Origin of the sequence: Corallococcus exiguus (genome assembly GCF_009909105.1) — a bacterium.
Taxonomy (GTDB): domain Bacteria; phylum Myxococcota; class Myxococcia; order Myxococcales; family Myxococcaceae; genus Corallococcus; species Corallococcus exiguus.
Window position 1 is genome coordinate 239,186 of sequence record NZ_JAAAPK010000012.1, and the last position, 12,036, is coordinate 251,221.

Annotated in this window: 10 protein-coding genes; 5 read left to right on the plus strand and 5 right to left on the minus strand. The window is 69.5% G+C overall.

The window, feature by feature from the left end:
- Positions 1-10 precede the first annotated feature (10 nt).
- Together GTZ93_RS35540 and GTZ93_RS35545 are read right to left on the minus strand one after the other, a co-directional pair.
- Positions 11-928 carry an ABC transporter ATP-binding protein gene (locus tag GTZ93_RS35540; protein WP_139919353.1) on the minus strand — a complete coding sequence of 306 codons (918 nt, stop codon included), beginning with the start codon at positions 926-928 and terminating at the stop codon, positions 11-13.
- 133 nt (positions 929-1,061) lie between these two features.
- Positions 1,062-1,607, minus strand: a complete 546-nt coding sequence (locus GTZ93_RS35545; RefSeq protein WP_120578686.1) for a hypothetical protein — start codon at positions 1,605-1,607, stop codon at positions 1,062-1,064.
- 216 nt (positions 1,608-1,823) lie between these two features.
- Here GTZ93_RS35545 and GTZ93_RS35550 point away from each other — a divergent pair, with 216 nt between their 5' ends.
- The 4 genes from GTZ93_RS35550 to GTZ93_RS35565 all read left to right on the plus strand — a co-directional run bounded on the left by GTZ93_RS35550 (position 1,824) and on the right by GTZ93_RS35565 (position 6,651).
- Positions 1,824-2,918, plus strand: coding sequence for a glucose 1-dehydrogenase (locus tag GTZ93_RS35550; protein ID WP_139919352.1), 1,095 nt, complete (start codon positions 1,824-1,826; stop codon positions 2,916-2,918).
- On the plus strand, positions 2,915-4,768 hold the full coding sequence (locus GTZ93_RS35555; protein ID WP_139919351.1) for a glycoside hydrolase family 15 protein: 1,854 nt from the start codon (positions 2,915-2,917) through the stop codon (positions 4,766-4,768). The genes GTZ93_RS35550 and GTZ93_RS35555 overlap by 4 nt, the downstream gene beginning before the upstream one ends.
- A gap of 32 nt (positions 4,769-4,800) precedes the next feature.
- Positions 4,801-5,943: an App1 family protein gene (locus GTZ93_RS35560; RefSeq protein WP_120578683.1), complete on the plus strand. Its 1,143-nt coding sequence runs from the start codon at positions 4,801-4,803 to the stop codon at positions 5,941-5,943.
- A 126-nt stretch (positions 5,944-6,069) separates the two neighbouring features.
- Positions 6,070-6,651 carry a hypothetical protein gene (locus GTZ93_RS35565; protein WP_139919350.1) on the plus strand — a complete coding sequence of 194 codons (582 nt, stop codon included), beginning with the start codon at positions 6,070-6,072 and terminating at the stop codon, positions 6,649-6,651.
- A 12-nt stretch (positions 6,652-6,663) separates the two neighbouring features.
- Here the strand turns inward: GTZ93_RS35565 and ppk1 are convergent, their stop codons facing one another.
- The gene (ppk1, locus tag GTZ93_RS35570; protein ID WP_139919349.1) at positions 6,664-8,829 is read right to left on the minus strand and encodes a polyphosphate kinase 1; all 2,166 of its coding nucleotides are present in this window, start codon (positions 8,827-8,829) and stop codon (positions 6,664-6,666) included.
- A gap of 212 nt (positions 8,830-9,041) precedes the next feature.
- Here ppk1 and GTZ93_RS35575 point away from each other — a divergent pair, with 212 nt between their 5' ends.
- On the plus strand, positions 9,042-9,542 hold the full coding sequence (locus GTZ93_RS35575; protein ID WP_120578680.1) for a hypothetical protein: 501 nt from the start codon (positions 9,042-9,044) through the stop codon (positions 9,540-9,542).
- Positions 9,543-9,548: 6 nt separating this feature from the next.
- Here the strand turns inward: GTZ93_RS35575 and GTZ93_RS35580 are convergent, their stop codons facing one another.
- Together GTZ93_RS35580 and GTZ93_RS35585 are read right to left on the minus strand one after the other, a co-directional pair.
- Complete coding sequence (locus GTZ93_RS35580) at positions 9,549-10,754, minus strand: trigger factor (protein ID WP_161663250.1); 1,206 nt, start codon at positions 10,752-10,754, stop codon at positions 9,549-9,551.
- 156 nt (positions 10,755-10,910) lie between these two features.
- Complete coding sequence (locus tag GTZ93_RS35585) at positions 10,911-11,924, minus strand: hypothetical protein (RefSeq protein WP_120578678.1); 1,014 nt, start codon at positions 11,922-11,924, stop codon at positions 10,911-10,913.
- Positions 11,925-12,036 lie beyond the last annotated feature (112 nt).

The window sequence follows — 12,036 nt, forward strand, 5'->3', positions numbered from 1 at the left end:
GGTGTTCCCTCTAACGGCTGCTCACGACGCTGGCGCGAGGCAGGCTGGACGGCGTGCGCGTGCGGCGCTGCACGGGCTCCGTGGGCGGGGTCTCCGCGGCGTGCCCCTCCGCGGCGCGCAGGCGGTGGCGGATGTCGCGCGCCATCGCGTCCAGGGACGGGTCCTCCAGCGAACGCGGCATGGGCAGGTGGATCTCCAGGTCCTCCACCACGCGGCCCGGCCGTGGCGCCATCAGCACCACGCGGGTGCCCAGCATCAGCGCCTCCTGCACGTCGTGGGTGACGAAGACCACGGTCTTGCCGGAGCGCAGCCAGATGGCCTGAAGCATCTCCTGCATGTGCACGCGCGTCTGGGCATCCAGCGCGCCAAAGGGCTCGTCCATCAGCAGCACGGTGGGGTCCACCGCGAGCGCCCGGGCCAGGCTGGCGCGCATCTTCATGCCGCCGGAGAGCTCATGGGGCAGCGTGTCCGCGAAGCCTTCCAGGCGCACGCGCTGGATGAAGGCGTTGGCCCGTTCGCGGCGCTCGGCGCGGGGCACGCCCCGGGCGGCCAGCGCGAAGGTGATGTTTCCGCGCACGGTGAGCCACGGGAACAGCGCGGCCTCCTGGAACATCAGGAGCCGGTCCGGACCGGGCCCGTGGATGGGCTTGCCGTCAATGGCCACGCGGCCGCCGGTGGGCACCACGTGGCCGGCGAGCGCGTAGAGCAGCGTGGACTTGCCGCAGCCGGAGGGGCCGAGCAGGCAGACGAACTCACCCGAGCGGACGTTGAGGTTCACGTCCTTCAGCGCCACGACCTTGTTGGAGTAGTGGTGGTCCAGCTGGGCGATGGAGATCTTCGCCCGGTCCGCGTCCACGTTCGCGGGCCGCAAGAGGTATGGCGCCGCCTGGCGCAGGCCCCGCATCCGCTCGATGAGGCGTCGAAACATTCGCCACAACCTATTCACCTGCCCCGCGGTCGCACAGGAGGGGCCTGGAAGCGGGCAGGCGCCTTTCACTGTAGGACAGGAAGTGAAATCCGCGGCGCACGTCCGGCTGCTTTTCGACGCGCTCTGTTGTCCGTCAGGAGACGGTGGCCCGCTCCGCCTTGCGGTGCGCCAGCGTGCGGGAGAGCAGCCACAGGCTCAGGGCGAGCACGCCCAGGCCCACGACGGTGAAGGCGCCGCCCACGCGCAGCGACGCCTTGCGGTCGTCCTGGAACACCTCGAGTGCGTCCGTGCGGGGACCGGTCAGGTAGCGCCGCACGGTGTCCGCGAAGGCCTGGGCCTCCGGCTCGGCCTCCGTCCATTGGTAGGCGAGCGGCTGGACGCCAGAGCGCGTCTGCAGCTGGGCCCGGAAGATGGGCGCCGCGCCCTTGCGGGTGCTGCGGCTGCGGGCCACCTCCACGCCTTGGATGTCCGCGGGCGCGTAGCGGCCCACCTCGTCGTGGCTCAACCAACTGGAGCGGGTGAGGACGCACGGGCCCTGGGGTTCGCAGCGCAGGTCCATGCGCGCGTTCTGGCCGAGGAAGAACACCCCCAGCACCAGGAAGGGCAGGGCGAGCATCAGGAAGGCCGTGGCACCGATGGCGGTGGCGCGGCTGCGTCGGTAGGCGGGGGGCGAACGCACGGCCTGTTTCTATAGACCCGCGCGCCCCAAGGGGGCAGTGCTTTCGAGTGTCGCCCTCCAGGCAGGCGGGCGGCCCGGGATGTTCAGCGGCGGTCCCCTCTGGCGGGCCGGGTGGGGAAACGCAGGGCGGCGGACGGGCACTTGCGACATGGGTCCCAAGTCCGCACCCCTTGTCCTGGGACATTCAGCACTTCGCCCGGAAGGAGTCCTCATCCCATGAAGGCCGTGGCCGTCATGTTCCCCTCGCGCGAGGTGCGCGTCCTCGACGTTCCCGAACCGCGGCTGCACTCGCCCACCCAGGTCAAGGTGCGCACGCTGGAGGTGGGCGTGTGCGGCACCGACCAGGACATCTTGAAGGGCGACCACGGCGCGGCGCCGAAAGGAGAGGACCACCTCATCCTGGGCCATGAGTGCCTGGGCGAGGTGATGGAGGTGGGCGCGCACGTGCAGGGCCTGAAGCCGGGGGACCTGGTGGTGCCCCGGGTGCGCAGGCCCTGTCCGCACACGCACTGCCCCGCGTGCCGCCATGGCCACCCGGACTTCTGCGTGACGGGGGACTACACGGAGCGCGGCATCCAGGGCGCGCACGGCTTCTGCGCGGAGCACTTCGTGGAGGACGCGGCCTACCTGCACAAGGCGGACGACGGCTTGCGCGGCGTGGCCGTGCTCACAGAGCCGCTCACCATCGCGGAGAAGGGCCTGCGCGAGGTGGCGCACATCCAGTCCCGCCTGCCGTGGAAGCTGAACCCCGGCAAGGCGCTGGTGCTGGGCGCGGGGCCGGTGGCGCAGCTGGGGGCCATGGCGCTGATGCGCGCGGGCTTCGACGTGACGGTGTACTCGCGCAGCCCCAAGCCCAACGAGAAGGCCGCCGCATCCGAGGCGGTGGGCGCGCCGTACATCTCCTCGAAGGAGGTGACGGTGGAGGCCTTGAAGAAGCAGCTGGGCGGCGTGGACCTCATCTACGAGGCGACGGGGGCGTCGAAGGTGGCCTTCGACTCGCTCCAGGTGCTGGAGGAGAACGGCGTGCTCATCTTCACCGGCGTGCCTGGACGCGAGGAGCCGCTGGAGCTGCAAGGTGACCAGGTGCTGGGGCAACTCGTCCTGGGCAACCGGGTGATGTTCGGCACGGTGAACGCGTCGGACAGTGACTTCCGTGAAGCGCTGGAGGACCTGGCCCGCTTCCGCGCGAAGTGGCCGGGGAGATTGGAGGCGCTCATCACCCAGCGCCACCCGCCGTCGGAGTTCGTGAAGGTGGTGGAAGCGAAGGGCGGCATCAAGCACGTCATCTCGTTCCAGGAGCATGCCCGGTGAACCTGCATCACTCGGACCTGAAGGGCGGCGTGGCCATCGAGGACCACGGCATCATCGGAGACCTGCGCACGGTGGCGCTGGTGGGCTACGAGGGCACCATCGACTGGATGTGCTTTCCGCACTTCGACAGCCCCAGCATCTTCGCGGCGCTGCTGGACCCCGAGAAGGGCGGGTACTGGCGCGTATCCCCGGAGCCGGACAACGTCCAGAAGCGGCAGTTCTACTGGCCGGATACCAACGTGCTGGTGACGCGCTTCTACACGCCCGACGGCGTGGGGGAGCTCATCGACCTGATGCCGCTGGGCAAGGGGGCGAAGGCGGAGGGGCGCGAGGTCCTGCGGCGCATCCGCGTGGTGCGCGGGCAGATGTCCTTCCGCATGGAGTGCTTCCCGGCGTTCAACTACGCCCGGGACGAGCATGAGACGCACGTGGTGAACGGCGGCGCGGCCTTCGTCTCCAAGGGCCTGAGCATGCAGCTGGTGACGCCCATCCCGCTGAAGCAGGACAAGAACGGCGTCGTCGCGCACTTCACGCTGAAGGAGAGCCAGTCCGCGGTCTTCACCCTGCGCGAGGGCGGCGTGGAGGGCTGCCACCACCACCTGCACACGCACGACTCCGCGGAGAAGCTCTTCCGCGACACGGTGGACTACTGGCGCCACTGGGTGTCCAAGTGCAAGTACACGGGGCGGTGGCGGGAGATGGTGCAGCGCTCGGCGCTGGTGCTGAAGCTGATGACCTTCGAGCCGTCCGGGGCCATCATCGCGGCGCCCACGTGCAGCCTGCCGGAGTCCCCCGGCGGCACGCGCAACTGGGACTACCGCTTCTGCTGGCTGAGGGACGCGGCCTTCACCGTCTACGCGTTCATCCGCATCGGCTTCAACGAGGAGGCCGCCGCCTTCATGCGTTGGGTGGAGAAGCGCTGCGCGGAGAACGGGGATGGGCCGCTGCCGCTGATGTTCCGCCTGGACGGCGGCCGGGTGCCGGACGAGGAGGAATTGCATCACCTGCGCGGCTATGGCGGCGCGCGTCCGGTGCGCATTGGCAACGCGGCGGCGGACCAGCTGCAGCTGGACATCTACGGCGAGCTGATGGACTCCGTGTACCTGTCCAACAAGTACGCGGCGCCCATCTCCTATGACTTCTGGCGGCACCTGCGGCGGCTGGTGGATTGGGTGTGCGACCACTGGCAGAAGGAGGACGAGGGCATCTGGGAGATTCGCGGCTCGCGCCGTCAATTCGTCTATTCGAAGCTGATGTGCTGGGTGGCGGTGGACCGGGCCATCCGGCTCGCGGACAAGCGCAGCCTGCCGGCGGACCGGGCGAAGTGGCTGAAGACGCGCGATGCCATCTTCGAGGAGATCATGGAGAAGGGCTGGTGTCAGGAGAAGGGCGCCTTCATCCAGGCCTACGGGCACGAAGCGCTGGATGCGGCGAACCTCCTGATGCCGCTGGTGTTCTTCCTGTCGCCGGTGGATCCGCGGATGATCTCCACGCTGGACGTCATCCGGAAGGCGCCGAAGGAGGGAGGCCTGACGTCGGACGGCCTGGTGTTCCGCTACGAGGCGGACGAGAAGCTGGATGGGATTGAAGGCAGCGAAGGCACCTTCAACCTGTGCAGCTTCTGGCTGGTGGAGGCGATGACGCGCGCGAGCAGCGTCCGGCCGGACCTGCTGGACGAGGCGCGGCTCATCTTCGAGCGGATGCAGGGCTACGCGAACCACGTGGGGCTGTACGCGGAGCAGACGGGCATGTCCGGCGAGGCGATGGGCAACTTCCCGCAGGCGCTCACGCACCTGTCGCTCATCAGCGCGGCATATAACCTGGACCGGACGTTGGGCCGCCACGATTGACGGAGGGGACGGTAGACTCGCGCGCACCCGCCATGCCCGACCTGTACCCGCTGCTGTTCCGTTTCGCCGTCAAGGCGGATGCCCAATACGACGTGCTGAGCCGCCGCGTGCGCAAGGGGCTGGGCATCGCCCCGCCGCTGCGCATCCTGCCGTACCGGGGCTACGGCACCCCGGAGCGCGTGGTCATCAAGGCGCGCGTGCTGGAGGAGCGCAAGGTGACGCCCCAGCGCCAGCGCCACACGCTGTGGAGCAGCGCCGTGGCCTCCTACAAGCGCTACATGACGCGGGAGATTTCCAGCGCGCACGTGGCGGTGCGCTGGGGGGAGAAGCGCTGGGAGGGCGTGACGGACGAGGAGGGCTTCCTGGAGCTATGGGTGCCTCCGCCCGAGGGCGTGCGCTCCGGCTGGCACATGGTGGAGCTGGAGCTCCTGTCGCCGGAGGCCGAAGGCGTGCCGCGCGTGTCCGCGCCGGTGCGGGTGGCGGGGACGAGCGCGGAGCTGGGCGTCATCAGCGACATCGACGACACGGTCATCGCCACGGGGGTGACGGATCCGCTCAAGCGCGCGTGGGCGTTGTTCCTCACGGAGCACCGGGGGCGGCTGCCCTTCCCGGGCGTGGACGCGTTCTACGCGGCGCTCCAGGCGGGCGCGAGCGGCACGGCGGACAACCCCATCTTCTACGTGTCCAGCAGCCCGTGGAACCTCTACGAGCACCTGGACGAGTTCCTCTCCATCCACCGCATCCCCATTGGCCCGCTGCTGCTGCGTGACTGGGGCCTGTCACGGCATGGCTTCGCGCCGGGCGGCGGGCACGGGCACAAGCTGGACAAGATTCGCGGCGTGCTGGAGACGCTGTCGCATCTGCCCTTCGTGCTGATTGGGGACAGCGGCCAGGAGGACGCGGAGCACTACCGCACCATCGTGCGCGAGTACCCGGGCCGCATCCGCTGCGTCTACATCCGCAACGTGCCGGGGGGCTCCAAGCGCGGCGAGGAGATGGAGACCATCGCGAAGGACATCCGCGACGCGGGTAGTGAGCTGGTCGCCGTGGACGACACGGTGGCCGCCGCGAGGCACGCGGCGCGCGCCGGGTGGATCCGCTGGGAGGAGGTCCCGGAGGTGGAGGCCCACCGCCGCGAGGACGCCGCGCGGAGCGCCCTGGGCGAGCGGGGCTGAAGATTTCCAACCCCGCGCGTCACGGCGCGGTGACACGTGAACGGGTGACGTGTTGTGGCTTGAGGGCAGGGAGAGGGCTGTGGCACACGCGGGCCTCCCTCGTTTCATCCCCCCGAGGTCGTCCACATGTCGCGAAACACCCTGAAGTGGTCCGTGCTGGCTTCCGCGCTGTTCCTGGGAGCGTGCAACAACGCACCGTCCGAGCCGGTGCCCGAGTCCACCCAGTCCGTGCGCACGGTGGAGTCGAAGCTCAGCCAGATCGAGCTGGAGTGGGAAGGCCCCACGCCGCTGCTCGAGTCGATCATGGAGGCCGGCAACGACGAGTGCGACACGCACAACAACTGGTGTGACGGCACGCTGGACGTGTACGGCTTCCCCTGGTCCTCCACGCAGACGCCGACGCTGTCGGACGCGGTGGAGTCCGTGTTCGCGCTGATGCAGGACCCGCGCGAGCAGAGCCGCATCAACTGGCAGGACCAGGGCACCGTGCCGTTCAGCACGCTGTCCGACGCGCTCTTCTTCTTCGACGCGCTGGACCCGCACCTGCTCACGGAGATTGGCAACGGCACGGAGCAGGTGCAGATCCGCTACTTCTACAGCTCGTACCTGGTGGCTCCGGGCGCGCATGACTGGAACCACCTGTTCATCGTGCTGTTCCCCCAGTCGCACCGCGTGGCGGTGTTCAACCTGGTGAACCACGAGATTTGAGCCGTCCCCCGCTCAGGCCACGGGGCGCCCGCTCTGCATCTGCACCATGCGGATGGCGCGCTCCATGAGCTCACCCTGGGCGGAGCGCTTGTCGTTGGGCGTGGCGGCGGTGCGCCGCCGCCACATGCCGTCCGTGCCCAGCTCCCACGCGCCGCTGGTGTCCACCATGCAGCGCTCCACCACGTCTCGCACCTGCGCGGCCAGGGTGGGGTCCTCCACTGGCGCCAGGATTTCCACCCGGTGGTCCAGGTTGCGCGGCATCATGTCCGCGGAGCCGATGTAGCACCGCGACGTCGCGCCCCGCTCGAAGGTGTAGATGCGCGGGTGCTCCAGGAAGCGGCCCAGGTTGGACACCACCCGGATGTGCTCCGACACGCCCGGCACCCCCGGCCTCAGGCAGCAGATGCCTCGCACGTTGAGGTCCACGCGCACGCCCGCGCGGGACGCGTCGTAGAGCGCGCGGATGATGCCCGGGTCCACCAGCGCGTTCATCTTCATCATGATGCGCGTGGGCGTCTCCGGCGTGTGCGCCGCCTGCGTCTTCTTGATCTCCTCCAGCAGCCCTTCCCGCATGGTCAGCGGCGCCACCAGCAGCTTGCGGAAGGAGCGCGGCCGGCCGAAGCCGGTGAGGAAGTTGAAGACGTCCGCCACGTCCGCGCCAATGTCCGGATCCGTGGTGAACAACCCCAGGTCCGTGTAGAGCCGCGCCGTCTTCGGGTTGTAGTTGCCCGTGCCGATGTGCACGTAGTGCCGCACCCGCTCGCCCTCGCGCCGCACGATGAGGATGGCCTTCGCGTGCGTCTTCAGGCTGGGAATCCCATACACGACGTGCACGCCCGCCTCTTCCAGCGCGTTCGCCCAGCGGATGTTGGCGCGCTCGTCGAAGCGCGCCTTCAGCTCCACCATGCACACCGCCTGCTTGCCGTGCTCCGTCGCGCGGATGAGCGCGGGCACCAGCGGGGAGCTGTCCGACGTGCGGTACACCGTCTGCTTCAGCGCCAGCACGTCCGGGTCCTCCACCGCCTCGCTCACGAAGCGCTCCACGGAAGATGCGAAGGACTCGTAGGGGTGGTGCACCAGCAGGTCGCCCCTGCGCATCGCGGACATCACCGTGCCCCCGCCTTCCGCGGACTCGTTGTCCGTGCGCAGCCGCGCCTGCGTCACCGGCGTCCACGGCGGGTCGCGCAGCTCGGAGAAGCCCGGCGTCATCGCCAGCGACATCACGTCCGCCAGGTCCAGCAGGCCGTGCTCCTCGTACACCTGCCGCGGCTCCAGCGTCAGCGCCTCCACCAGCGGCTCCAGCAGCTTCGCGTTCATCCCCGCTTGAATCTCCAGGCGGATGACGTCCCCGAAGCGGCGCTGGCTGATCTCCGTCTCCACCGCCTTGAGCAGGTCCTCCGCGTCCTCGGACACGGTGTAGTCCGCGTCGCGCGTCACGCGGAACAGGCTCCAGTTGAGGACCTCCATCCCGGGGAACAGGTCCCCCAGGTGCTGCGCGATGATCTCCTCCAGCGGCACGAAGAACGTGCCCCCCTTGAGCGGCACGAAGCGGGGCAATATCTCCTTGGGCACCTTCACCCGCGCCACGCTCTCGTCTTCCGCCACCGGGTCGCGCAGGAGCACCGCGAGGCTCAGGGACAGGTTGGAGATGTACGGGAAGTGCCGCCCCAGCCCGATGGCCAGCGGCGTGAGCACGGGGAATATCTGTTCGCGGAAGCGCTGCTCCATCTGCGCGCGTTGATCCGCGTCCAGCTCCTTCATGGACAGGATGCGCAGCCCCTTCTCCGCCAGCGCGGGGCGCAGGACCTTCTCGAAGCAGTCCGCGTGGCGCCGGCCCTGCTCCAGGATGCCCGTGTGCAGCTTGTCCAGCGTGTCGCCCGGGGACGCGCCGTCCGGCACCAGGCGGCCCACGCGCGCGGCGATCTGCTCGTGCAGCCGCGCCACGCGGATCATGAAGAACTCATCCAGGTTGCGCGCGTAGATGGAGATGAACTTCATCCGCTCCATCAGCGGCATCTCCGGCGACTCGGCCAACTGCAGCACCCGGTCGTTGAAGGCCAGCCACGACAGCTCCCGGTTGAAGAACAGGTCGCTGTCCGGCAACTCCGTGCCCGGGGGAACGACGTCCCGGTCCATGGTCTTCTGGGGGGTGCCTTTGGCGGCGGCGCGCTTCGCCATGACGTGTGACTCCTCCTAGGTGTTTCTCAGGGTGTGCCCTCTAGCAGTCTCGCACCGCGCCGATTGTGAACTCGCACGCCTGGCCTGGAACCGGACATCCGGGCGTATCCCACCCTGGATGACCCTGGCAGTGGCCAGCGAGGCGTGCGGGCTGTGGACTCCCCGGCAGTCCATCGCTTGAATCCGGCGGCCACTGACGGCATTCAAGAGGGGTGAACGCTCCCAATTCCTCCTTCCCGGCCATTCCGGACGGTGCTCCGGCGGACACGTCCCCGGACGCCCTGTTCACGGCCTTCCGCGAAGGGTCCCAGAAGAAGTCCAACCGCTTCACCTTCACCTGGTTCGTGGCCGCGGCGGTGCCCGTGGTGCTCGCCCTGGGCTTCTTCACCCTTTGGCGTGCAAACGGAACGTCCTTCTCCGTCGTCACGCCGCACGGCATCAAGGTGCTGCGCGCGGGGATGACGACCCAGGAGGTCGGGGGCCTGCTGGGCCACCCGCTCACGCTCCAGAAGCAGGGCGACCAGGACTGCTACCGCTACGGCCGGCCCAACTTCGTGAACGAGGTCTTCGTCGTGTACTCGGTCTGCTACGAGCAGGGGCAGGTGCGCGACGTGCTCACGCACCAGTACTCGGCCTGGCAGATAGACCCCGCGACCGGGGCCTTCATCGCGCCCGGCCAGGAGCCGCCCGCGCCCAAGAACCCGGCGGGGTAGCCGCTTTCAGCCCTGAGCGAGCCCCGCTTCGGCACCCTCGAAGGTCACCTTCGCCTGCGTCATCACGTGCTCCACGGCGAGCAGGTGCCACGCGACGTCGGTCATCTGCGCGGACGCGGCCGGGTCCAGCATGGACTCGCGCAGCTGCGCCTCGGTGATGCCGAAGGGCTCCGAGGACTCCTTGAGCAGCTCCAGCGTGACCTGCGGCGTGAGCTGGAGCTTGTCCCGCTGCGCGATGGCGCGGAGCACCAGGGCAATCTTGAGGCGGCGCTCCACGTCGTCGCGGATGCCCGGGTGGTGCAGCCAGCCGTCCAGCGCCTCCTGCTGCTCCTCCAGGCTGAAGAACTTCTGCGCCAGCACCTCGCCCTCCGCCTGCTTCCAGCGGCGGCGGATCTCCTCGTCCACCAGCGCCTTGGGCACGGTGACGTCCGCGCGGGCGACGATTTCGTCCAGCACCCGGTTGCGCGCGTCCACCCAGAGCATGTCGGCCATCTCGCTCTCCATCTCCTCCACGATGGAGCTCATGACCTCCTCATGCGTGGAGCCGCGGCCCAGCTGCTGGAGGAACGCGTCCGACTCCGTGTCGGGCATGCTCACCTCGCGCGCGCCGCGCACGTCCACCAGGAAGCGCGCCGGCATGCCGCGCAGCTGGTCCGCCGGGTAGTTGTCCGGCAGCACCAGCCCCACCTCCACGCTGTCGCCCACGCTGGCCTCCGCGATGACCTCCGCGAAGCCGGGCAGCATCACCTGGGGGGCCAGCTCCATCCAGTAGCCCATGCGGGTGCTCAGCGGGATGAGGCGGCCGTTGGCGTAGCCCAGGATGTCCAGGCGCACGTCGTCGCCCATGGCCAGGGCTTCGCCTTCCGCGCGCTCGCGGACCTGCGCCTTCGCGCGGGCCAGCTCGTGGAAGCGCTCCAGCAGGTCCTCTTCCGTGAGGTCCTCGCCCTGGGGCACGCGGATGTTCAGGTTCTCCAGCGACGGGGCCTTCACCTGCGGCAGGTCCGCCTGGTGGCCCAGGCCGGGCGCCACGGGCAGCCGCTGCACCAGCTGATGCACGGGAGTCTGCGCCGGGACGGCGGGCGCTTCCGGAGGCTTGGGGGTGGAAGGGGCGGCGGCGGACTTCGCCGACTTCGCCGGGGTGGAAGACGGGCCGGGCGCCTTGGCGGCGGGTGCGGCGGACGGCTTCGCGGGAGGGTTCTTCTTCGTGGCCACCGGAGGGCCTCCTGGCAGGTAGCGACCGTGGTCCCAGAGGGGATTGAAACGTGCGCGTCTCACACGGCCACGGTGCCTACCAGAAAAGGACCCCCCGGGGACATCCCCGGGCGTTCACCGCCCGGGGCCCTACGGTTACCGCGTCACTTCAACGGCTTACCCGAACAGGCCGCCGACGAAGCTGGAGACGGCGGAGACGGCGGCGCCCACCTGGCTGACCACCGGGATGTTGGTGGCGGCGGCGATGGAGCCCACGGCGGTGATGACGCCCGTGACCTTCGCGGTGGTGCTGGCGTTCGGGTCGCGCAGGGTGGAGACCGCGTTCGCCGTGTCGAAGGCGGCGATGGCGATGTTCGCGCCCGGGGCGAAGCGGCCGGCGGCCTTGGCCAGGGTGCCCGTGGCGGCCTTGGCGGCGGCGGTCGCACCGGCCTTGGCGGCGGCCTTGCCACCCTCGGCCAGCGCGGCCTTGGCGGCGGCGCGGGTCGCGGTGCCCGTGGCGGCCTTCAGGGCCACGCCGCTCTCGCTGACGGCGGTCTTCAGGGCGGAGCGAACGCCGCTCTTGATGGCGGAGGAAGCGCCACCCTCGAAGGCGGCCTTGGCGGCGGCACCGGCGGCGGCGCGGGCCAGCTTGGGGCCGGCGCCCGGGACCGCGGCCTTGAAGGCGCCGCTGGCGGCCTTGTACGCGCTGCCGAACTTGTTCACGTCACGGGCAACCTCGAGGCCGCCCTTGACGGTGCTGACCGCGGTCTTGCCGGCGGTGGCGACGGAGCCCAGCGCCTTGTTCCAGTCCTCGCTGCTGCCGGAGCGCACGGCGTTGCGCACGTCGGAGATGGCCGTTCCGGCCTGGCCCACCAGCTTCGTGGCGTTGGTGATGGTGCCGAAGGCCTTGCCCGCGATGCCCAGCTTGCCCTTGAGGTCGAGCTTGGTCTTCGGGTCCATGGCCTTGGAGACCATCTTGTCGACGTTGCCCTTCAACGTCGCCTTGAAGCCGTCCGTCTTCAGGCTCTTGACGTTGTCGAAGCCGTCCTTCACGGCCGTCTTCACCTTCGTGAAGGTGTCGTAGCCCTTCTTCGCCTGCGTCCCGATGTCCTTCGCCGCCTTGAGGGGGTCCTGCTGCACCTGGCGGATGGTGTTGGAGACGGCACTGCGGGCGCGGTCGATGAGGCTCATGTGGGGCTCCCTCGTCGGAGTTCGAGGAATGATTGGAAGGGATGCGAACGACTTGCGGGGATTATCGCAGCAGCCGTCGATCAGTTGCGTAGCACCTCACATGTAGTGAGAA

Bases quoted from the DNA above. Each gene is read 5' to 3' on its own strand.
- GTZ93_RS35540 (WP_139919353.1), bottom strand. From the start codon at position 928: ATGTTTCGACGCCTCATCGAGCGGATGCGGGGCCTGCGCCAGGCGGCG.
- GTZ93_RS35550 (WP_139919352.1), top strand. From the start codon at position 1,824: ATGAAGGCCGTGGCCGTCATGTTCCCCTCGCGCGAGGTGCGCGTCCTC.
- GTZ93_RS35560 (WP_120578683.1), top strand. From the start codon at position 4,801: ATGCCCGACCTGTACCCGCTGCTGTTCCGTTTCGCCGTCAAGGCGGAT.
- GTZ93_RS35565 (WP_139919350.1), top strand. From the start codon at position 6,070: ATGTCGCGAAACACCCTGAAGTGGTCCGTGCTGGCTTCCGCGCTGTTC.
- ppk1 (WP_139919349.1), bottom strand. From the start codon at position 8,829: ATGGCGAAGCGCGCCGCCGCCAAAGGCACCCCCCAGAAGACCATGGAC.
- GTZ93_RS35585 (WP_120578678.1), bottom strand. From the start codon at position 11,924: ATGAGCCTCATCGACCGCGCCCGCAGTGCCGTCTCCAACACCATCCGC.